Raw genomic sequence first — 22,480 nt, 5'->3', positions numbered from 1 at the left:
TGACTGTTTTAATTGTATAAACCTTTTAAAGTACCAGTATCGCCCTTATCCCTTGCTCGTGACAAACACAGCATTCGTGTAGAATTGTTGAAGCTGACAATAAATGAGTACTTATCCTGATAGCCCTCATAAACCTTATCTATAACCTTTATACGCTGATCATCAGTCATTTCAATTTTATTGGAGGTGACAACCATTTCTAACTCATCAATTGCTTTGGAACACTCTTCCATCAGGTTAGTATATACACCCTCCACATATTTTTTTTCCTTAGTATCTAAATTTTTGTTTGTACTAAAATCTTTCTTTCCCCTGGTGTATTCTTTCATTATGGCCGATTGTAAATCCCCACAACCCTTGATCTTTGGGTATTTAGCAACACCAGGACTTACCGCCTTTAAAGAATTAAAATAGGTTGTGTGAAATCCGAACTCCCCTTTTCTGAGGTTATTCCATGTATTGGTGCCATCCTTATAAATTCCGTACCCTTGTTTTAAAACCTGCAAGTAGATTTGATTATTAGCAATGTTTTGCAGATTATATTTACGATAGGTCTTTTTCTGCCTCATAATCTCATCATAGGTTTGCCCATTTACAGAGCAAAAAGCAAAAACAAGAATGACAGCGATGCTTAAATTTTTCATAACCAATTATTTAATGCCGTAGTAAGCTTTCATTGTTTCAGTTTCATCTACCGTCCGTGACCTTTGAATACTCAATACCATATTGCGGTCTGTAAATTCCCTGAGATCAGAAAAGTTGACCTCCATTTTATCGGCTGCAGCATCAATAAGTTCGAGCCTTTTTCCATCTGACATTTGCGTTTGAAAGCTGCTTGATACAACTCTTAACTGTTCAAGATTTTTAACACTTTCATCAATGATACCGGTATATACGCTTTGCATATAGGTCAACTCATTTGCATTAAAATGTTTATCCCGGCTGATCAGTGACCAGGCTCTTTTGTATTCTGCTAAAATATTTACCTGATAGGTAGCAACATCTTTTACCCTTTTATACAGCGCAATTGAATTTCTTACAGTTTTAAGCTCATCATAGTATTTACCATATAGGTCTTTTTGCTTCTGACCCCACTCACTAATTTCAGTAAGCTTTAATTTGGCCATAGAGTTTTCTAATGCTTTTTGTGCATTCTGCAAAACCATCAGCCTGTTTTGAAGCCTTTGAAGCCTCAAATCCATCGCTTTAATCACCTTTTTAACCCCTGCCTTTATAATCTGAGCAAGACCGAAAGGATCTTGTGCATGTACGTTATTTGCCGGTACTGTGACTAGCAGCATACTGGCAAAGAGAATCGAAATTAGAAACGACCTTTTCATAGCTATTTGATTTTGGTGTATACTTTTTCAGGCTTATCTACTATGTAGAGCAATCCTTTATTAATATCAATTTTTAAGGAACCTCGTTGAGGATGAGAAATAGTAGTATCTATTTCATTATATACCCCTTGAAAAGACTGAAAACCACTAACCTTGTAAAAACCCCTTTCTTGTTCTCGCTTGCTGAAAAACCATTTATGATTTCCAACCTCAAAATTTTTATCTTTCCTAATAACCAAAATGGTATCACGATAAATCCAATCTTCCGTTGGCGCTTTCTCTTCACGGCTATATATCCCGGCTACTTGTTCAGTAATGGATGAAGAGCCGGTTACCTGATCACCGCCCGAGCCACAGGCTGAAAGCCCGAGAACGGCCATAAATAAAGCAGATAATTTAAGTACGTTTTTCATAGTTTATTCCTCCTTATTTTAAGGTGCCGTTTCTCATATCCGAAGCCATTTCTGAAATGGCTTTTTTCAAGTCACCGCCCCATCTTTTTTGATATTGCCATAATTTTACCTTTTCAGTCTGCTCAGTCGTATATGTTAAATACTCTTCCAGGCTTACTTCTGTACCATAGGCTTTAGCATAATCGCCTAGGATAATTGCGACTTCTTTATACTTCCTTTTTGGGTCGTTATTTTTATTAAGGGAAAGCACAATTGAGGCATGTTTATCATTTAATCCTAATAGCCTTTGAATATCACCGAACTTATTTTTGTACTTCGCCTGATCTAATAGTATTTTACAATCAGAGTTATTGATAATAGCCTCTTTAACGATCTCAGATGAAATAATATCCTCTACCTCCTGAGTTACTACGATAGCCTCACCGAAGAACTTACGGACGGTTTTAAACAGGTATTTGATGTACTCAGCAAAACCGGCTTTTGCAATGGCTTTCCAAGCCTCTTCAATCAGAATGATCTTGCGAATACCTTTTAACTTTCTCATTTTGGAAATAAAGACCTCCATAATGATCATGGTTACTACAGGGAAAAGTATGGCGTGATCTTTAATATTATCTAACTCAAAAACTATAAAGGGTTGAGCCAATAAATTCAAGTCCTCTTTTGCATTTAGCAGGTAATCAAATTCCCCACCTTTATAGTAAGGTTGCAGTACATACAGAAAAGTATCAATATCAAAATTACTTTCCTTTACATTTTCCTTTAATAGGTATGGTTTATATTCATTCTTTAGAAACTCATAAAAAGTATCAAAACAAGGGAAGATGCTTTTGTCATTGTCTATTTTTTCAAAGTAGATTTGTAAGGCGTTAGACAAGGCCACATATTCTGACCTGGAGCTTTTTTCATCGTCTTTTTTCCAAAGAACAAAGAGCAAGGTTTTAATGGTCTCCAATTTTTCTGTATCGAGACTATCCCCCTCCCCAATGTAAAAAGGGTTAAACTTGATAGGGTTTTCCTCTGTATAGGTAAAATAATAACCACCTACCAAATCGCATAAACCTTTATAGGAGTGACCAACGTCAACCAAAACACAATGGGCACCCTGCTCATAATAGCTTCGCATCATGTGATTGGTAAAAAAGGATTTACCCGAACCCGAAGGACCAACAATGAATTTGTTACGGTTGGTAACAATTCCTTTAATCATTGGTTCATCGGATATATCCACATCAACAGGCATACCCGATATGCGATCTACCATGCGTATGCCAACCCCAGGAATAGAAGTTTGGTAATTGGTTTCAAGATTTAAAAAGGTTGTTGACTGATCTAAAAAGATATCAAAAGTATCATTTGCAGGAAAATCACCCTCATTTCCGGGTAAACCACCCCAATAGATAGCACCAGGACACCAAGTTTCACGTTTTGGCGTAGCATCCATACTTGCAATAGCAGAGGACACCATATTATTTAAATCCTTTTGTTCCTCAACATTATTAGTCCAAACCATCAGGTTAAAATGAGCTTTAACCGGTAAACGCTGCGTTGACCTGGCTTCGTTGAGAAAACTGTTTACAGCATCCCGAGCAATACCGTTTTGCCTAGATTTTCCCGAAAGAGAATTTAACCTAAGTTGCTTGCGCTCCATGTTTCTTAAAGTAACCTCAGCATCATCAATGAATATAAATTGATTATAAATGTGATTACAGGGAAGCAGTAAGCCTATGGCAGATGCAAAACCAATGGAAAACCGGGTACGGTCAGTAGAAAGTTTATCATAGGTTAACCTACTTCCACAAGCAGGAGGCAAATTGTTAGCATCCCCCAGGGTATAAATTGTACAATAGTCATCACCAATTCTAAGATCAGGTTTAACCTGAACTTGCTTTATCGTTGGAACTTCATTTTCACGCATCAGGTATAAATACCTTTCTAACGTTCCTGCCTTTTCATTCTTAGAAAGAATTTCATCAGTAGTAAGTTGTTCCATTTTAATGAAACCAGTATCCTCTAATATTCTTTTAAATTGACCGATACTATCAAAGAACTCAGATTGCACACCTTTGTCTAAAACGTCCTGAGGAACTATGTTTTTACGTGTCAGGGTTGAAAAAACAGAGCTTGATATTTTGCGGTAAGCAGGTTTTTTGGTGATATAAATATAACAGGTATGGTATAAATATGGGCGCTCATTAAAGAAACGCTCACTTGATCTGCTAAGAAAGTCTTGACCTAATTTTTGATTTTGTGGTGCATCAAAACCAGTATGCTCATTAGAGTGATCTTTATCAAATTTCGCCTTATATGTCTCCTTAACGAACCAATCTTGTTTATGAAATACAGTGTGTTTTGGCAAATTTTTCATTGCTTTAATCCAAGCCTGATGAAAAGCTTCGTACTCGCTATTATCAAGGGTAAATATTTCAGGTAATGTCACCTTAAAACCAATGGTATAATCACCCATCTTAGAAATGATGGCATTATCCTGAACTCCCATAATAGGGAACACACTTTCAATATCAACTACATTACTCATTATCGGTGTTGTTTAAGTTAATAAAAAGGCTTCTTGACGAGCAATTAACGGCATCGGGCATTCTTCTTTGGGCAGCTTTTTTCATTAATCCATGCTCACCGTACTTGTCATTAAGCTTATAAATGAAGAAAAAAGCAAACGCACCTAATCCAAAAACAATGATGATGCAAATAAAAGTTGGCAACCCGATGCCATAGATGATTCCAAATAGGAACAAAAGACCAAGTATAGTTCCACCCATGTACCAAATATATTGCGCCCTTAAACCCAAAAATTCAATGGATTCATTAACGCCTTTGTTTATAGGATATACACTTGTTTCAGACATGATTGATTTTTATAAAAAGAAACCTCTTAAAATTTGGGCAACGACAACAAGGAAAATACATGAACCAAACCATGATGCAGCAACTTTTGCAGTATCCGGGTCACCTTGATTCCATTTGTTATAAACCTTTACCGCACCCACTAATCCGGCAACAGCTCCCACGGTGGTCACTAATTTAGTTCCATCATCAAAATAGCCTCTAACTTGTGATTCAGCAGCATTGATACCGCCATTACCATTACCGGCACCAGTTTGTGCCATAAGTACTGTAGTCGCGCAAACTAGGGCGATAGTAAAAGCAGCTTTGGCAATTTGTTCTTGCTTCGGGGAAAAACTGATTTTTCTGTTTCTAAGTTTTTTAGTTGTTTTCATTTTGAAAAAATTTGGGTGATTTATAAAGTTTGATTATTGAAAAAAGCTGGTGTTATTCCATAGATCAGCTACCTCTTTTTTGGTCACAACAGGCGCACCGGTTTGTTCAGTGGTAGATGATATATGTTCTGATAATTTATCTTTAAGCCCTGGACTTAAAGATTGGTGTGGTTCTAAAAGGAGTTTTAGACTTTCGGTCATACTAACCTTACCTAATTCCTCATCGCTTGCCTCATTAATGGTATTGTCTAAATTGTCTACGAGATCAGTAAGATCAGATACAGCAATGCTACTATCCAATACCGGCTCACTATCTTCTATATCTAAATCAATTTCTTCAAGGGTCTCAAAATGTGTTTCAGTTTCTTCAAACTCAGTTTCTATCTCAGCCCCTTGATCAGGGGAAGTGGGAACAACATAAGGAGCAGCCGGAGCAGTTGGAAGTTTTGGTTCAATAGGTTTATTAAAAGAAGTTTCGGGATTGATAGCCCTGTTAGGATTGGTTACTCCTAACAGGGAATTGTCCTGGACAATGGGTTGCGGGATTGCAACATTGTCAGATGTAGAAGTACGGTTTACTACGGGGACTTTTGATTTACCCCTTAAAATTGCATTAAGCTCATCACCATAATATTTAAACCCAATATATAGGTAATAAACAACGGTAATGATACAAACAGCGACAAAATACTGTGACCAACTGATAGAACTGAACATAGGTGGATGATTTTAAGGTTATAATATTTATTCATTAATCAACTTAATTGACAACAATAAAACTTCCCTCGGCCACCTATCTGTATTAACGTTCTAATTGTTTCAAATACTCTTTTAATTTCTCTTGCTGCAATTCTCTTATTACGTCCTCATGTTGTTCAAAATGAGCAGTAAGAACATTGTCGATATATGCAGTTAAGGATAATCCTTTACTACCCATTGTAGAGATGATATTTTCGATCTTCTCATGATAGGCAGTCCTTATATATATTGCCTTACCTTTTTGTACGCTCCTATTAGCTATTAAGAAACGTTGATAACCGGCTTTCTGTTTTTCTTTCTTAGTTGTACCGACAGATTGCTTATCAGTAGCAACTTCCTCATTTTTTTCATTTGGTGGAGAAACGGCCTCTATAGGTTGTTGTTCCTCTTTTTTAACAATTTCCTCAATTTTAGGAGTAGTCGTTATTTCCTCGGGTTCAGGGGCGTTTTTTTCATTCTCTTTTTCTTCCCCAGGAGAAACCGCCTTAACATTGTCGAAAGGTTCCCCCTCCCCTACTGTTTTTAATTCCTGTGGGTTGTTAACTTCCACCGAACCGGTATCACTTTTTTGATCAAGTTCTAAAGGTGATGGAACTACATTTACAGGCTCTTCTGCCTTATCATCGATAGGTGTAGCGTTTTGCCCCTCCATAATCGTTTGAATAGGTAATTTGTCTTTACGCAGTTTTAAAGCGTTACTTAAAATAGAGCTGGCCGAAGTCAAAGAACTATTGCTTTTATTTTTCTTATTGATGCTCATAACAAATATAATCGTTTTTTATTTGAAACTAAATACAAAAAAATTAAATATTTCAATTTTTTAATATCTTTTGACTTACCACGTTAATTAAAGTGCCTAAACCGGACGTTTGGTACTTTGTTGCTAACGGGAACAACGTACTACGGCAGATGCTGCGTTGATAGTCTACTCTATCGTCTACTAAAGCATCAAGAACTTTTATACCTTCCTCAATAAGGTTTGAGTGTACTTCTATAAAGAAATCCTTATTTGTTGTTTTCCGAATCTTATTCCAAAAAACATAGTATTCCTCTAACTTACTGCCCTTAGCTTCTAAAATATCATTTATTAAATAACTAATAAATTCCAAATTAGAGGTTAGGGAAAATTCTTCTGCTTCAAGAGGTGTAAAGACACAATCCACAGACATAAGGCATTCTTTATAACCAGTAACGTTTACTGAACCGGGAGTATCAATGATAATTACATCATACTCACCTGAGGCTCGGAGTGCTTCTAACTGTTTAGGAACATCAAGTAAGGTGGTTTGAATAATATCATAAGGAGCAACCCCTTGTTTTTCAAATCGCTGAGCGTTCTCCGGGTCATTGGCAAGGCGCTCTAATTCCTGATTACGAAATGTCCATAATGAATATTGAGGTGAATCGGAATCCATCAATAACACCCTTTTGCCAAGCGTGTAATGAATATAGCTTGCCGTGGCCGTTGCAACGGTAGTCTTACCCGTTCCACCTTTTTGACCAGCGAATGCTACCGCTCTTGTTTTTGTTGCCATATCAATTTATTTAAAGTTTAACCATTACAGTCTGATGTTTATCAGACCTAATATGTATCAGACTTAATATTTATTAGACCTGATATTTATCAAAGATAATGTTTATTAATCTTAATACATATTAATATTAATATTTATTAGACCTATTATTTATCAGAGTATCAAAGTTAATATATATCAGAGTATCAGAGTTAACATACATCAATCTATCAGAGGTATTATTTGTTAGACTATCAGAGTTAATATATATTAGAGTATCAGACCTGATAAGTATAAGACTATCAGAGTTAATATTTATCAGAGATAATAACATTATAACACAAATTCTATGGCAAAGAATGATAATCAAAAAACCTGCTAAAACAATATTTCGTCTGATAGGTATCAGACTTAATATTTATCAGACTATATCTGCTATTAATAAAAAATCCTTTCTACAGAAATGCTCGTTCGTCTGATAAACATCAGACTTAATAAACATCAGACTAGCTGCGCAATCTGCTATTCTTTCCCAAGTCTAACAATTCCCGGTTTTCAACCGGTTTTGTTCTCCAAGTGAAATTGTGCGCACTACCGTTGGCGCTAGAAAGAGGCGATTGCAAATAGTTTTGCATAAGCAAAAAGCAAGATGTATTTTTGTATGACAAAAAATCCTTGCCCAATTGTTGCCATGCAACAAAAGGGGGTTCAAATAGCCTCTAATCCTCGGAACTCGGATTGCCTGCTATTTGTATGGTATCTCGAAACTCGATACCATTAAAGGAAAAAAAGGACTGTACCTATGGAAAAAGAAAAAGATAGAAAAGAAATTAAAACAAGAGGTAGGCAGCCAATGGCTGAAATTGATAAAGCAACGGAAAGACTAAATCTCAGGCTAACAAAAAATGAAATGGCCATTTTAAAAAAGAGGTTGCAAACTACAGCTAATCTAAAGACGCTCACTGATCTTGCAAAAAATATAATTTTTGAAAGAAAGATAGTTGTTTATACCCGTGATAAAGACCTTGATATAACTATCAGAGAGATAGTAAAATTAAGAAATGAAATGAATGCAATTGGTAAAAACTTCAATCAAATTGCAAAACGTATCAATACATATAACGAACAGTTCTTATATAAAAAGGAATTTACAGAAATTGAAAAACACTTTGATAAATTCAAAGAATTGCAAATTAAATTAGTTTCATACTTTGATTTACTCGCAGACAAATGGTTGCAAAAATAACATTTGGTAAAAGCATTTCAGGTGTAATAAATTACAATGAAAAGAAAGTGAAGCAAGAAAAGGCAGATTTCTTTCATAGTGGAAATATGCCAAAAGACACAGATAATTTATCTTATATGGATAAGGTGGGAGTATTTGAAATGTTGATTTCAGAACAACCGAATGTTAAAACGAATGCTGTTCATATCGCCCTTGCGTTTGATAAATCAGAACATATAGATCAGTCTACACTTCGGGAGATTAGCGAAAAATACTTAGAGGGTATTGGTTTTGCAAATCAACCCTATTTGATATATCAGCATTATGATGCTGATCATCCCCATATTCATATTGTTACCACTAACTTAACTGATGAAAGGAAACGAATTGATCTGCACGATATAGGCCGTGTGAAATCAGAACCAATCAGAAAAAGTTTAGAAAAAGAATTTAACCTGGTAGTGGCCGAGGGAAGAACGGCTGTTAAAAAAGTCGGAGAGAGAATCCCGGTAGGGGATTATTCAAAGGCAGGAACAAAAGCTAAAATATCTGAAATTGTAAGTACAATTTCTAAAACCTTTGCCTACGCTTCTCTTGCAGAATATAACACCGTGCTTAAAAAGTATGGGGTAATGGCCGATCAGGGTACTGATGGCTCTAAAATGCGTGAAAACAAAGGTTTGGTTTATCGTTTACTTGATGATCATGGCGATATGTACGGCCATTCCATCAAAGCAAGTGCAATTTATGGCTCACCTACTATAAAAAACATTGAGGCCAAATTTGAAAAGAACAAGGTTCGTAAAGCCCAGGGCAAAACAACTATTAAAACGACCATTGATAATATACTCAAATCACATAAGCATATTGATCAGGATGGTTTTACAAAGGAATTAGCCTCTAAAAATATTGAAGCTGTATATCGGAAAAATAAAGATGGATTGTTATACGGAATGCAATTTATTGATCTAAGCAATAAAGTCATTTATAAGAGTTCTGAAATTGGCAAAGAATATTCACCGGCTCAATTGCTCACCAAACTGAGCAATTTCACAGTTACCAATAAACAGGAAAAACAGATGTCAAAAGCACTCGAGGCTTTTTACCGTCTTGTAAAACGTTCGGGTCCCGAATTTTTCTTTGAGAGTACTTTGATCAGGGCTTTGCCTGATCTGAAAATTGAAGCTGAAATTTCCCGGCTTGTACCATCGCTGCCAATTGATGCTATAAATATTATGGTAGCAGATTTCATTAAGAAAAAAACAGAACACTTGCCACAAATCGTTCACCAGGAACAATTAACCTTTAAAGACAGGGCAACTGCATTGCTCAGGTTCATCAACATGAAGCCTGGCCTTGATCTAAAGTCAAAGCTTATCTTCCTGTATTCAAATAATATTGAGATCAAGCAAGTAGGAAACGATATTGTATTAAATGACGATAGGGGTAAAGGGGTTCAGGTCAACATACCGGGAATGAACATCAAAGAACTATTCAAAACCTCTGAAAAACTCCAATATACACCAACACCGCAGGACAGGATACCTTTTACCATAACCGAGAAAAAAATATTTACCGACCTTGGCAAGGGTAACATCATACCTGATGATTATAAATATGCTACTGCATATAAAGTAAGTTTTCCGAGAATAAACACTTTTACCAACGAATCTGCGATGGCGCACATTCAGCAATCTTTAACAAGGAACTATTTACATGAAGTGCTGCCTAAGATAGATCACCAAAATGCCGGTACTTTGTTGGAGGAATTAACGAGCAGGGGTTTACTGGTAAAGAGAAATTCAGCAGGAAAGCTATTTGTAGGCTATTACAGGACTTCAAATGAAAACTACATTAAAGTACCTGATCAACTAAGCGAAGTGCTTAAAAAGGGAGGATACAACAGCGAGATAGAAAAGAAATTAAACGATTTGGTTTACTTTCAGAACGGAACCAGCGTTTCTTCACGTTACGACCTCATTGTAAAAGTCAAACAGTATCAAGATCAAGAGAAATTCGATGGCGTGAAAAACGTACTGAACAATATCAAGGCTAAAAATCCCGATTTGCACCAAATGTTAAAAGGTGTGGCAGACAAAATGTTTGTGGTAAAAGACAAAGAAGACCCTGAATTTGCATTGAAGAATAAATTTGATAAATTAGTTACGCAAATTATTTATAATGTTCTGGTCAATTATCCAAGCAAATCATTAACTCAAAATACTAATATAAACCATCAAAATATTAAAAACTACATTGATATAGAGGCAAACAAACTATTGAAATCAATTAAAAAACAAAATCCTACTAAAGGAAAATCAATCTAATTATTATGAATATTCAAGAAAGGTTAATGCAATTCCAGGATGAACTTTCTCAAAGAAAACACCTGATGGAGAACCGAATAAATATATTAAAAGAGGTCGGCTCTGATACAACCTCTGAGCGAATTGAGAAGCTCCTTTCTGCAAAAAAAGAGCTAAAAGATATTCAGGATCTTTTTTATGATTATTTCTATTATGAACTAACCAGTATACCGGAAGAACTTAGTACAAGTAATCTCCCTGCCAGTATCTCCTTAGACACGCTGCTTGAGGAAGATGAAAAAGGAAATGATAAAGCTGCAGTACAGATTAATCGCTCCGATCTTGAAACACCGGAAGATACTCAGTCTTTGGAAAATGGCGAGAACCAAGATCAGATAGCAAGGCCAAAACCTGACATGAAAAAAATAATAAGCAGGGTAACAGAACTAAGAGGAATCCACAACAAAGACCAAGACAATACTTAAAAAACCAAGCTATGGCAAACACCGGAGAGAACGAACAGGCATTAAGAAAAATTATTGACTTTACCCGATACGGAAGTATTATAGTACTTATTATACATTTTTACTTCTATCTGCATGAACCACTTGCAGAATTAGGCTGGACACATTCAGCAGTAGATAAGGTTATGCTGAAAGTAGGAAATACCGGAATCTTTACATCCATTTGGTATTCCAAGTTAATTACTTTTGGATTATTAGTTGTTTCCTTGTTAGGGGCAAAGGGTAAAAAAGACGAAAAATATCAAGTACAAACAATTGTGCTTTACATCACCTTTGGCCTAGTGCTTTTCTTTGGCTCAGTTTACATGCTTCATTTGGGTATGAATCAAAAAGTACTTGCCATAGCTTATGTTGCGGTAACTTCAATAGGTTGGATGCTCATCTTAACAGGAGGGAACATTTTAAGTAAATTACTTATAAATGCCCTGAGTAACGATGTATTTAATACAGACAATGAAACTTTTCCCCAGGAAGAAAGACTGCTTGAAAATGAATTTTCTGTAAATCTGCCAACCCGTTACAATCTTAAAGGTAAAATGCGCAGCGCATGGATAAATATTATAAACCCGTTTCGTGGTATTTTAGTAATCGGTAGTCCTGGTGCCGGTAAATCCTATTTTGCCATCAGGCATATTATTGAACAGCACATGAAAAAAGGTTTTTCCATGTTCATATATGATTTTAAGTTTGATGATCTTTCCCGTTTAGCCTACAATTTTTTAAATGCAAATATCGGAGCTTATCCGGTTAAACCTAAATTCTACATTATCAATTTCGATGATCTAACCCGGACGCACCGGTGCAACCCTTTGAATCCTGAAAGTATGACTGATATTACCGATGCTTCGGAATCAGCACAAACCATTATGCTAGGATTAAACAGGGAATGGATTAAGAAGCAAGGGGACTTCTTTGTAGAATCTCCGATCAACTTTGTAACGGCCATAATTTGGTTCCTTAGAAGATACAAGGGAGGTGTATATTGTACCCTTCCACACGTTATTGAGCTGATGCAAGTGGAATACAAAAAGTTGTTTCCAATCCTGGGAACAGAACCTGAAATTGAAGTATATATTAATCCTTTCTTATCGGCTTATTTAAACGGAGCAGCAGAACAGCTCGAGGGACAGATCGCAAGTGCAAAAATTGGTTTAGCCAGGTTATCCTCACCTCAATTATATTATGTTTTATCAGGGAATGATTTCACATTAGACATCAATGACCCGAAAGAACCAAAGATTGTGTGCATGGGAAACAACCCCCAAAAAACTCAGGTTTACGGTGCGGTATTAAGCCTTTATGTATCCAGGTTAATTAAGATTGTCAACCAAAAAAACAAACTTAAAAGCAGTTTGCTGTTTGATGAATTTCCAACAATATTTTTTAATGGTATTGACAGGTTGATAGCAACGGCCAGAAGTAACAAGGTTTCCACCACTTTAGCAGTTCAGGATAATAGCCAGCTTAAGAAAGATTATGGCCGTGATCAGGCCGATGTAATTATGTCAATTGTCGGAAACGTCATAGCAGGGCAGGCCACCGGTGAAACAGCAAAAAACCTTTCAGAACGTTTCGGCAAAATATTACAACATAGAAAATCAATAAGTGTGAATAGTAATGACACATCAGTATCCACTTCTACACAATTAGACTACGCAATTCCGGCATCAACCATCGCTAACCTTAGTTCAGGAGAGTTTGTGGGAACCGTTGCCGACAACCCCGAAGAGAAAATAAAGCTAAAGACTTTTCACTCTGCCATCATCAATGATCATGACGGAATCAAGGAACAAGACAGCAAATTTGTAGATATACCGCAGATTTCAACCATAACGCCCGAACAGGTACAAGCTATCTATTTATCAATTAAGAAAGATATTCAAAATATCGTTATTGAAAGATTAGATATAATTAACACGAACCCCGAGTTTGCTCATCTTTTGATCAAAGAAGCTTAGATTACCATAACTGTTATAAAAATGTTAATTTTGGAATATGGCTAAGACAAAAAAACCAAAATCGGCCGAGGAATCGAACGAAGATTTGGAAACAAATATTAGCGATGAAACAAAGCAGCCTGAGGAAATTAGTACAGAAAAGGATGGGGAGCTGCAATATATTTTTGGGTCACAATTAAGAAAAGTGCGCAAGAATTTTTTTGGTAACGAATCGCAACAAAAGCTAGGAAGTAAAATATTCGATAAATATCCACAAAACACCATGTTTCAATTGGAAGCTGGCAAAGGTTCTGTAATCAAAATTTTGAAATTATTAAGGTTCTACCATGAAAATGGTGTGAACTTAAATTTCCTTTTTAATGAGAATGCTGATGAAACTCAGATGTTAAATTTTAACCTGAATGCTAATGACACTTTATTTGCACAGTCAGTAATTGATAAATATGAAAACGGGATTAGAAACCTATTAAGGGCAAAAGATCACATTGAACTTGTCCTAGACAAAAACATATTAGATTTTCAGAAACACATTGCTTCAATCCAAACCGTTACAACGGTTGAAAGCATAGACCTGAATAAAAATAATAATAAGGAAACTTAAAAAAAAGATTGTTCTAAAAACCCATTACGGGAAACAGAATCTCTTTTTTTCTTAACAAGGGTATCAATCAACTGACCTGGTTTAATTACCGGGTCGGTTTTTTTTGCGACTAATGTTTTCTGCATTAATTCGATCTTCCTTTCCTTTAGGTATTGTTTGCTGCTGACGTAGCAAAAGGGGTAGGGGTTTATGGCTATTTTATCTTTACGAACCGCATAATGAACATGAACACCGGTAGCCTTTCCGGTAGCTCCTGCCAAACCAATGATTTGCCCTTTTTTAACATACTGACCTTTCTTTACAACGATGGCCGATAAATGACCGTAAAGGGTTTCAAATCCATTCGCATGATCAATGGTAATATAATGGCCATAGCCATTACGATCAAAACCCACACTCACTATGCCCGAGGCAGTCGAATAAACATTTTCAGCCAGGGCGCAGGGAATATCAATCGCATAATGGAATTTTTTAACATGATCAATTGGATGGTACAAATAACCAAAGCCTCTTCTGATCAGTGCGCTTGTAGTCTTGATTGGGAAAATAGAAGGAATGTAATTCCAATGCGGAGAATTAGAAGGCATGATACTCAGCAACCTTTGTAACTGATCATAATTCTTTGCAGTCCTGATGTACTGCATTTCTACTTCGGCACGGTCGATATTCATCTTTACCTTTTCCTGCCCATAGCTAAAACTGCTGAAAGCAATCAGAATTATTAATGTAATTAGTAGCTTCATTTTAAATAACTGTTTTAATAAGTTGAATTTACGAAAATTTTAAAATAAACCGCTTAAATATTGGCTTCTTTAATCAAATGTCCTTAACTTCCAACTAATATAAATAATAATCTATTTATGGCAACACAAAAGGAAATTCAAGAAACTGAAAAAAACCGCCTAGACAAGGCCGTAAATTCAAGACCTCAAAACGGTGATCAGACCTTTTCCGGATTATCTGAGGAAGAACAAAGCTTTGAAAAATCAAAAGGCGAAGCTTGGGAGCCGGTGTTACCCACACAAGGTGATGAACTGGATAGCTACGTGGCCAATGACGGTTTTTTATCTAATGAAGAACTAACAAGAGCCATCGAGGATGAATATATAGAACGTCAACAAATGTTGGAAAACCTGAAAACATCAACTGGCGAAAATATCGATAATGAATATCCCTTTTATGAAACTGTTAATCCAATAGAACAAATTATGACAAGCAAACCTGAAATTGAGGGCGTAACAAGTATTGACCCTAACGATTTATCCAAACTCACACTAGACCCATCTTATCTATTTGCTAAAGATGAAAGTGGCAATATTAAAGTTGTAAGCCAAGAACAGGACAGCAATAAAATGACTTTAAAGGATACCAAGCAAGAGGTAAGTTTAATGGGAGCCATTCCCAACATCTTCACTAATAAAGACGTTTTAGAGGCGTTTATGGAAAACTTCTCCAACGCAAAACAGGCCACAGACTATATGATAAATACAAGTGGCAATAAATTGAGCGAACTGGTAAGAGGGAAAGTTGACCTAATTATGGTCACCTCAAAAGATGGCTACGAAGCATCGCTGGATAAGGCAAAAGGAATGTTTAACACACAGGAAACCAATCAAGAAAATAAAGTTGGTGCCCAGGCATCAAATAAGGAGGATATTAAAATGGAAAACCAATTGAAAACAAAATTTAAAGAAAGTGACGTGAACTGGCAACAGCTCGAAAAAATAGGTGTCACTAAAGAACGCCTGGAAATCACAGGTCAATTAACAAAATACCTCAACGGAGAGCGTACAAATTTAATCGACCCAGCATCGCTGAAAGCAGGACATAAATATTTTTTAGAAAATACCCCTTTTGCTCTTCAATTGAAAGATGGTCCAAATGGACCGAGCAACCACATGCTTTTCAAAGAATCAAAGCTAAACATACCCGATCTGTACCAAGGTCAACAACTATCAGTAGCGGACAAAACCAACCTGATCACCAAAAACCATTTAGGCAAGTTGGTTGACATAAACGGTAAACCTCATTTTGTATCGATTGACAAGGAGCTTAACCAGTTGAGCCACCGCGAGGCCGATAGTATTAAAATCCCTTCTAAAATCAAACTTGCCAACGGAGCAGAAATCCTGCTAACAAAAGATCAGCAAAAAATACTTTCTGAGGGAAAACCTGCAATGATTGCAAACTTACAAGACAATAAAGGCCAGCCATACACCGGACACCTTATTGTTAATGCTGCCTCAGGAAAATTAGATGTAATGAAAGAGGTTGCCCCATCAATGACGCAAACCATTGCACACAACCAGGACAAGGAACAAGTGCTAAAAAATAACGAGGGCGCAAGAGTAAAGCAAACTCCAAAAGGTAATAAACTAGGTCTTTAACAAATCTAAATTGTAAGCTATGGAAACCCCAAAAGTAAAACCGCAAGAAGTAACCGAAAAAAAGTTTAACTATCCTTTGTCTGCTGCCGTAAAAAATGCACTGACCGGAGCAACCATTGAGGGCTACGACCCTGAAAAGAAAAACATTGAAGTTAGACTGGTCAATGCCACTTATCTAAAATTACAGGTTGCAGATAAAACCGCAGATTATTTAAAAAATAATCCTGAAATGCCAAAACTGCAAATCAAAGATGTTAAAGGCCACTCTTTGGAATTAGGCAAAACCTTTATCGAAATTACCCCGGATGCTGTAAAGTTCCTTAATGGTAAATTCATGGAGAAAAGCGTAAATATCCCTGAAAAATTGATGATCAACAAACAGGAGGTTACCTTGACACCTGAGCAGCGTAAAGAGTTAGGTACAGGAAAGCCGATTAACATCGGAACCATTGGCAAAGGAAAAGATGAAATATACCTGATGCTGAACCCAACTGAAGAAAAGAAAATTATCGTGCTTAATGCCAAATCAATTGCCCAACCCGTAGAGAAAGCCAATACCCAGGAAGCAGCAAAACAAGAGGAAGCCAAACAAGAGCCAAGAATTAAAAAAGAAGCTACCTCTAAAAAAGTAAGTATTTAATAACCCGTTTTTTTTTAACATTACCGCCATGCCAGATAATAGATCAGATCAAGAGAAGTTCCCCAACTCAAAGAAGTTTTCCGACTTCCGGGAAGAAATCTCAATCATTGAATTAGCCCAAAGTATAGGTTACTCTATGACAACCGCATGGGCAAAATCTAAACGAAGCGGTAATTTTCCCTGCTTAGAAAATCAAGCCGGTGACAGGATTTATATCAAGCATCCCCAGGACAACCAGCGAATGCGATTCCAAAATGTAGATATCAGCTCTGATGAGGGCGACATAGTTGCCTTTGTTAAAAATCGGATTGATACAGACTTTAAAAGCGTTAGAAATCAGTATTCTAATGAACTAGGTGCCATCAACGCTGTGCTTTACAATTACCTGAATATTCCCGAACAAACCCGTAATGAATACCGTAAGGTATCCACCGACGGTAATATTCTCAAAACCGGAACAAGTGACGAGGGCGTATTTAATAAAGAGCTTTTCCGCTTACATAAATTGACCGATACTGCCTGGTTAAACCATAGAGGAATTGATCAGGATACCCTTAAAGCAGAAATATTTAAGGATAAAATTTATAACATTCAAAACCCCATCATCCGTGATGGAGAATTTAAAGGCCATTCGAGTTTTATTAATACCGGCTTTCCTTATCAGGAAAGCTTAACCGGTAACATTGTCGGCCTGGAGGAAAGAAATTTTGATTTTAAAGGCCACGGTGTCAATTCTAATAAAAACGTTGGGGTGTGGTTTACAAATCCCCCAAATAAAATTGACAATGTGGTTTTAGTTGAAAGTGCCCTTGATGCCCTTTCTCATTACCAGTTAAAAAAGCCTGAAAATGTGATCTATTTTTCCTCAGGTGGCCAGTTGACGACCGAGCAGGTACAGACCATTAATAAAGTTTTAAAGGAAACTAAGATTCATACTGAAACTAAGATTTTGTTAGGCCATGATAAAGATAAAGATGGTGCGATGTACGATCTTAAATTTATAGCAGATATGGCAGCGTATAGGGTGCCGATGGTTAAGGCCGTGAGAGATAAGGATTTTGTGAAGTTGTCTTATGCGACTGAGAATAATGAGAAAATGACTGATTTCGCTAATAAATTAATGGCAAAGTTGATGGATTATAATAAGCCTGTGCAGGTGGAACTTAATAAGCTCGAGAGTAACCAGGCGAATGATCAGCAGGCCAAAGAGATTTTAGAGAAAAGTATGTACCGCTTTAATTTTGAAAAAGGAGTTTTTAAAGTTGAGATCCCGAGATCATATTATGCGATTAGCGATTTTAATAAGTCATTTTTAGAAGTTACCGGCCTAGAAAAAATTGTAAGCCTTGAAAAAGGTAAGGGCAATGACTGGAACGAAGATTTGATGAAAAATAAGTCCCAGGAAAAGATAGAAAATAATCAGCCTCAGCATGTGAAAAATGAGGTAAAAAATAAAGGAGCAAGATTGTAATGGCAAATAGGGGAAATGTTTTTTTTAGTTTTGGGCGTTACCCTAAGGGTCGTACCACCGCTTCGCTTTCCGGGGTGCGCTTCGCTTCCGTCCTAAGGGACAAATTTTTTTCAAAAATTCCCCTCCATGCTACTAACGCTTTAATTTTCAATATGGTAAACTATTCGTTTGGTTTATTCGTTGTGAATTTGGCTTTGCCTTTGAACAGCAGGGGTGAACATAGCGGGGCGGTACACCAGGTGTATCGCCCTATTTTTTTAACCTCCCGGTTTACCTACCAAAAATCAACAAATTTTCAATTTCTTAATCAACCATTTTTATGCAAACAATCGTAGGCAGACTAACGGCTAATGCCGAGGTCGCACACCTAGAGGGTGAGAAAACAGTAGTAAACTTTACAGTCGTAGTAAATGATTATTACAAGCCAAAAGGCTCAGAAGAATTAAAACAGGAAGCAACTTATTTTGAATGCGCTTACTGGCGAAATGCTCAGATCGCTGAAAAGCTTACCAAAGGCTCCATAGTGGAGGTGTCAGGTAAATTAGGGGCAAGAGGTTACATTGATTCAAAAAGCGATGTTAAAGCTGCTATAACCTTACGTGTAGATACAATAAAAATCCATCACAGGGCAACCCCTGATCAGCAGGAAACAGAAGAGCTGCCCGAGGTTTCAGACTTTAACCAAGGATAATATTTAAAGAGGCAAACGCCTCTTTTTTATTTAAACTACTATCTGCCATGAACATAAATTTTTTGATTGCAATCGGCTTTCTGATCTTCGGACTAATCCTAAAGTTGGTATTCCATACCACCAGTAAGCAGCGTAATCACCTGTATAAAATAAGATCAGCAGAAAGGGCATATAATAAGTTACAATCATTCACCGGTGAATATAGTTCCCAACAGATCATTACCTACCTAAGGAAAATTAATGCCTACGCTTTTGAAGAACTCGTTTTAACCGCCCTGGAACAAAAAGGCTACACCATCAACAGAAGTGATTCCTATTCAGGTGACGGTGGCTGTGATGGCCATTGCTATTTAGACGGTAAGCAATACCTATTGCAAATGAAAAGATATAGCAACACAGTAAGCGCAAAGCACTTAAATGATTTTAAAAATCTTATAGAAAAATCTAATGCCCAGGGCGGTTTTTTCGTCCATACCGGCAAGACCTCAGGGGTACAGTTTGCCAACTTCAAAAACTCATCCCTGCATATTATTTCAGGTCAACGCCTGATTGACTTAATCTTACAGCCTACACAGGTTAAACCCTAAACAGCACCCTCTTCTTACGGCCTACCGGTCATTCTAAGCTCTTTTTTTTACACTTTGGGAAGGAATATGAAATCTGAAAGTTGTTGAAAACTAGGCTCTTATAAACTTGCAATGTAACACTGTATTTCTTATCTTTATAGTACAATAATAAGGAAACAAAAAAACAAGGTTATGAAAGCAAACGACAAATTCAGCGAATTACAAGAAAAAGTAACTAATGAAATAGTAGCACTTTTAGAGAGCGGAACCGTAGCATGGCACAAACCCTGGACTTCTTACGGAATGCCACAAAATGCCTTTACACAGCGTAATTATGACGGTTTTAATGCCTTTTATTTAAACCTGATCACAATCAGCAAAAACTATTCTGCCCCTTATTTTATGACTTTTAAACAAGCATCTGAAAAAGGCGGTAACGTGCGCAAAGGTGAAAAAGGGTATCAGGTTGTTTTTTGGAAAATCCAACGTATTGTAAAAGGCACCACCACAGACACCACCACCGGAGAAGAAACCGACAACTTTTATAAAAAATTTACTCCTTTTGTTTGGACTGTTTTTAATATCGATCAAATTGAAAATATCAATATTGAACTTACAGCACCCGAAAGAGCAGATAATCAAATCTTAGATAATTGTCAGGTAATTATTGAAGATATGCCCAACCGCCCAAAATTACAAATCGGAGGAAATGAGGCTTTTTACCGTCCATCTACCGACACCGTACAAATGCCACAAATAGCAGATTTTGAAAGTTCAGCAGCCTATTATGGTACTGTATTCCATGAATTTGTACACAGCACCGGCCATAAATCACGCCTTAACCGTTTTGCAGAAAATGAAAGCCCTGCTTTTTTTGGAAGTCCTGAATATTCAAAAGAAGAATTAATGGCCGAGTTAGGAGCAGCTTTTTTATGCGCTCACACAGGTTTAATTAATAACACCATTCAAGGTTCAGCAGCTTATATAAAAGGATGGTTAAAAGCCCTTAAAAATGATAAAAGCCTAATTTTTACAGCAGCTAACAAAGCATCAAAAGCAGCAAATTATATAATAGGCTTAACCCCTGATCAACAAGAGCCGACAGAAGCAGAGCCAAGCAAGGAACCAATAAGGGCGGAGGTTTAAAACCTCCCCCAAATTTTTAAAATATCAACCTAAAAAATACAGCTATGAAAAATAAATTTCTTTCCAAATTAATGAGCATGAGTAGAGAGCAGCGAAAATAAAAATCCGGAGGCCACCTAAAACGTGTGCCTCACGGTTCAATTTAATACTATGGTATTTTTTCCCAAGGCGTAAAATTCGGCTGACAGCAATTCGGATTCCTTATCAGTTCTTCCAAATTGCTAAAACGTGCGATGCACGTAACATAACCTTTGGTAAGGCGTACCGCCTAAATTGACTGATAAGCTTACAGCAGCAAATCTGTATACAAATTTAAACCAGGATCTTCGATAAAATCGAGCTGCAGTAAAAAAAGGCAGTCACATTTGTATACAAAACAACCGGTCTAACCGGTGCAGCTCACCAGGCCAGGCCATCACCGGCCATACAATCTGTATACAGCAAATTAAACAATATTCTTACACAGCGGGAAAGGGGTTGTTCATTAAAAATGGTGGAGAAATAGAAAGATTAAAACTTTGACTGTAACACTATATACCTTATCTTTATACTAATAAAAGAAACCAAATACTTGCAATTATGATGAACCATAGCATTGAGATCGGAGAACTTATCAAGGTACTGGAAAGTAAAGGCATATACTATGAACTTACTGGTGAATGCACAAAGATTATCTGGTGTGGTAGCACCCCGGTTGCATTTGATACCTATTATGGTTTGGATTTAGGCATTCAGATTAAAGACGGAGTTTACGCCTGGTATTTAATTCGTGGAATTGAAAATAATTGTGCTAACGAATATTGGTTTAAACATCGATACAATGCAAACATCGGTCACAGCTTAAAAGGATGGAAAACAGGTTATAAAATAACTCAAAAGCTTGAATCCTTATTAGAGGTTAAGTTGGGAGTTTGATAATTGTCTTGTAACACTATATACCTTATCACTATTTCAATAAAAAAAGAGTATGGAACACGTATTAGAATATAAACATCTTATTTTGGCAGATAATCAATTTTTGAATTTTATGTCAATAGATGAACGTATCCGTACAGCAGGGCAGCTTATAATGGAGGGCGAAATAAGCACTTTTGAGGAACTCTTTAAATATGTACCTAAAACAGCATTAGCAGTTGCTTTATTTGGCAGTACAAGTAAATGGTACGAAACCAAATTTAAAGACCCCTATTTTTTCAGGGTAGGAGAGTTATTACAGCTTGCAGAGCTGATGAATATAGAAGCTCATCATCTGCTTGAGATCATGAAACCTAGTATTAAAGCAATCACCAACCGCAAATTTTCTGAAAAGCCAAAACCCCTTGATGAAGATGTAGAAAAACTACGAAAGAAAGCAAAAGAACTAAAAGATCAGGGATTGAAGAATAAAGAGATTTATGAAATGATGGGCATTTCCCGACAAACATTATACAGGTATTTAAACGATACCGATTAACAATTTAAACTTATAGCCATGTTAGCAATCAACTCAAATGGTGTCTTAGTAGACCAATATGCAAAGCAAAAATTTCTGCTTAAAAAATATAGCATTAATACCCTGGTGTTTGTGTGGAAAGCTTTTTTCAAGACCCTTGCCGTATTACTGAAATTGGGTGCATTCGTTTTAAAGATCGTTTCTTATATCTTTTTAGGTATGACTGCAATTCTGCTTTTACTCTTTGTAACCCGAAGAAGATAAGCCT

At 36.6% G+C, this 22,480-nt stretch carries 24 protein-coding genes; 14 read left to right on the top strand and 10 right to left on the bottom strand.

The features are described 5' to 3' along the window. Window positions 1–8: 8 nt before the first annotated feature. From AAKU52_RS12980 to AAKU52_RS12940, 9 genes are all read right to left on the bottom strand, one after another. Window positions 9–644 (bottom strand): hypothetical protein, encoded by a 636-nt coding sequence (locus AAKU52_RS12980; protein WP_354334138.1) that lies wholly within the window; start codon window positions 642–644, stop codon window positions 9–11. A 6-nt stretch (window positions 645–650) separates the two neighbouring features. Further along, window positions 651–1,340 carry a conjugal transfer protein TraI gene (locus AAKU52_RS12975; RefSeq protein ID WP_354334136.1) on the bottom strand — a complete coding sequence of 230 codons (690 nt, stop codon included), beginning with the start codon at window positions 1,338–1,340 and terminating at the stop codon, window positions 651–653. A gap of 2 nt (window positions 1,341–1,342) precedes the next feature. Next, on the bottom strand, window positions 1,343–1,753 hold the full coding sequence (locus tag AAKU52_RS12970) for a hypothetical protein (RefSeq protein WP_354334135.1): 411 nt from the start codon (window positions 1,751–1,753) through the stop codon (window positions 1,343–1,345). A gap of 13 nt (window positions 1,754–1,766) precedes the next feature. After that, entirely contained in the window at window positions 1,767–4,292 is a 2,526-nt protein-coding gene (locus AAKU52_RS12965; RefSeq protein WP_354334133.1) for a TraG family conjugative transposon ATPase, read from the bottom strand. After that, the gene (locus tag AAKU52_RS12960) at window positions 4,285–4,620 is read right to left on the bottom strand and encodes a DUF4133 domain-containing protein (RefSeq protein WP_354334131.1); all 336 of its coding nucleotides are present in this window, start codon (window positions 4,618–4,620) and stop codon (window positions 4,285–4,287) included. Before AAKU52_RS12960 ends, AAKU52_RS12965 begins: the two co-directional genes overlap by 8 nt. Window positions 4,621–4,629: 9 nt before the next feature. Further along, window positions 4,630–4,992, bottom strand: a complete 363-nt coding sequence (locus tag AAKU52_RS12955) for a DUF4134 domain-containing protein (protein ID WP_354334129.1) — start codon at window positions 4,990–4,992, stop codon at window positions 4,630–4,632. Window positions 4,993–5,025: 33 nt separating this feature from the next. After that, window positions 5,026–5,709, bottom strand: coding sequence for a hypothetical protein (locus AAKU52_RS12950; protein WP_354334127.1), 684 nt, complete (start codon window positions 5,707–5,709; stop codon window positions 5,026–5,028). An 85-nt stretch (window positions 5,710–5,794) separates the two neighbouring features. Next, window positions 5,795–6,511, bottom strand: coding sequence for a DUF3408 domain-containing protein (locus tag AAKU52_RS12945; RefSeq protein ID WP_354334125.1), 717 nt, complete (start codon window positions 6,509–6,511; stop codon window positions 5,795–5,797). A 52-nt stretch (window positions 6,512–6,563) separates the two neighbouring features. Further along, a complete protein-coding gene (locus AAKU52_RS12940; RefSeq protein WP_354334123.1) occupies window positions 6,564–7,286 on the bottom strand; it encodes a ParA family protein in 723 nt (240 codons plus the stop codon). 781 nt (window positions 7,287–8,067) lie between these two features. Between AAKU52_RS12940 and AAKU52_RS12935 the strand changes: the two genes are divergently transcribed. Genes AAKU52_RS12935 through AAKU52_RS12915 form a run of 5 tightly spaced genes read left to right on the top strand, consistent with a single transcriptional unit; the run spans window position 8,068 to window position 13,879 of the window. After that, a complete protein-coding gene (locus AAKU52_RS12935) occupies window positions 8,068–8,511 on the top strand; it encodes a plasmid mobilization protein (protein ID WP_354334121.1) in 444 nt (147 codons plus the stop codon). Next, window positions 8,496–10,817 carry a relaxase/mobilization nuclease domain-containing protein gene (locus AAKU52_RS12930; protein ID WP_354334119.1) on the top strand — a complete coding sequence of 774 codons (2,322 nt, stop codon included), beginning with the start codon at window positions 8,496–8,498 and terminating at the stop codon, window positions 10,815–10,817. The genes AAKU52_RS12935 and AAKU52_RS12930 overlap by 16 nt, the downstream gene beginning before the upstream one ends. Before the next feature lie 5 nt (window positions 10,818–10,822). Further along, window positions 10,823–11,281 (top strand): hypothetical protein, encoded by a 459-nt coding sequence (locus AAKU52_RS12925; RefSeq protein WP_354334116.1) that lies wholly within the window; start codon window positions 10,823–10,825, stop codon window positions 11,279–11,281. Between the two features lie 11 nt (window positions 11,282–11,292). Next, window positions 11,293–13,278: a conjugal transfer protein MobC gene (gene mobC / locus AAKU52_RS12920; protein ID WP_354334113.1), complete on the top strand. Its 1,986-nt coding sequence runs from the start codon at window positions 11,293–11,295 to the stop codon at window positions 13,276–13,278. A 37-nt stretch (window positions 13,279–13,315) separates the two neighbouring features. Continuing rightward, entirely contained in the window at window positions 13,316–13,879 is a 564-nt protein-coding gene (locus AAKU52_RS12915; protein WP_354334111.1) for a hypothetical protein, read from the top strand. Here AAKU52_RS12915 and AAKU52_RS12910 read toward each other — a convergent pair. Beyond that, window positions 13,876–14,622 (bottom strand): M23 family metallopeptidase, encoded by a 747-nt coding sequence (locus AAKU52_RS12910; RefSeq protein ID WP_354334108.1) that lies wholly within the window; start codon window positions 14,620–14,622, stop codon window positions 13,876–13,878. The genes AAKU52_RS12915 and AAKU52_RS12910 overlap by 4 nt on opposite strands. Before the next feature lie 117 nt (window positions 14,623–14,739). Between AAKU52_RS12910 and AAKU52_RS12905 the strand changes: the two genes are divergently transcribed. The 9 genes from AAKU52_RS12905 (at window position 14,740) to AAKU52_RS12865 (ending at window position 22,476) form a co-directional block, all read left to right on the top strand. Beyond that, window positions 14,740–16,266 carry a DUF4099 domain-containing protein gene (locus tag AAKU52_RS12905; RefSeq protein WP_354334106.1) on the top strand — a complete coding sequence of 509 codons (1,527 nt, stop codon included), beginning with the start codon at window positions 14,740–14,742 and terminating at the stop codon, window positions 16,264–16,266. 19 nt (window positions 16,267–16,285) lie between these two features. Then, on the top strand, window positions 16,286–16,906 hold the full coding sequence (locus AAKU52_RS12900; protein WP_354334104.1) for a hypothetical protein: 621 nt from the start codon (window positions 16,286–16,288) through the stop codon (window positions 16,904–16,906). Window positions 16,907–16,934: 28 nt separating this feature from the next. Beyond that, window positions 16,935–18,377, top strand: a complete 1,443-nt coding sequence (locus AAKU52_RS12895; protein WP_354334101.1) for a toprim domain-containing protein — start codon at window positions 16,935–16,937, stop codon at window positions 18,375–18,377. Between the two features lie 319 nt (window positions 18,378–18,696). After that, a complete protein-coding gene (locus tag AAKU52_RS12890; protein WP_354334099.1) occupies window positions 18,697–19,068 on the top strand; it encodes a single-stranded DNA-binding protein in 372 nt (123 codons plus the stop codon). A gap of 47 nt (window positions 19,069–19,115) precedes the next feature. Then, the gene (locus AAKU52_RS12885; RefSeq protein WP_354334097.1) at window positions 19,116–19,655 is read left to right on the top strand and encodes a restriction endonuclease; all 540 of its coding nucleotides are present in this window, start codon (window positions 19,116–19,118) and stop codon (window positions 19,653–19,655) included. A 171-nt stretch (window positions 19,656–19,826) separates the two neighbouring features. Further along, window positions 19,827–20,780: an ArdC family protein gene (locus tag AAKU52_RS12880; RefSeq protein WP_354334095.1), complete on the top strand. Its 954-nt coding sequence runs from the start codon at window positions 19,827–19,829 to the stop codon at window positions 20,778–20,780. Window positions 20,781–21,359: 579 nt separating this feature from the next. Further along, window positions 21,360–21,695 (top strand): hypothetical protein, encoded by a 336-nt coding sequence (locus AAKU52_RS12875; protein WP_354334093.1) that lies wholly within the window; start codon window positions 21,360–21,362, stop codon window positions 21,693–21,695. A gap of 52 nt (window positions 21,696–21,747) precedes the next feature. Next, window positions 21,748–22,233, top strand: a complete 486-nt coding sequence (locus tag AAKU52_RS12870) for a helix-turn-helix domain-containing protein (RefSeq protein WP_354334091.1) — start codon at window positions 21,748–21,750, stop codon at window positions 22,231–22,233. A gap of 18 nt (window positions 22,234–22,251) precedes the next feature. Then, window positions 22,252–22,476 (top strand): hypothetical protein, encoded by a 225-nt coding sequence (locus tag AAKU52_RS12865; RefSeq protein ID WP_354334089.1) that lies wholly within the window; start codon window positions 22,252–22,254, stop codon window positions 22,474–22,476. Window positions 22,477–22,480: the final 4 nt, after the last annotated feature.

This window comes from Pedobacter sp. CG_S7, from assembly GCF_040544395.1.
In the GTDB taxonomy this organism is placed as follows: Bacteria; Bacteroidota; Bacteroidia; order Sphingobacteriales; family Sphingobacteriaceae; genus Pedobacter.
Note: the sequence above shows the minus strand (reverse complement) of the source record. Positions and strands in the feature narration are given on the sequence as shown.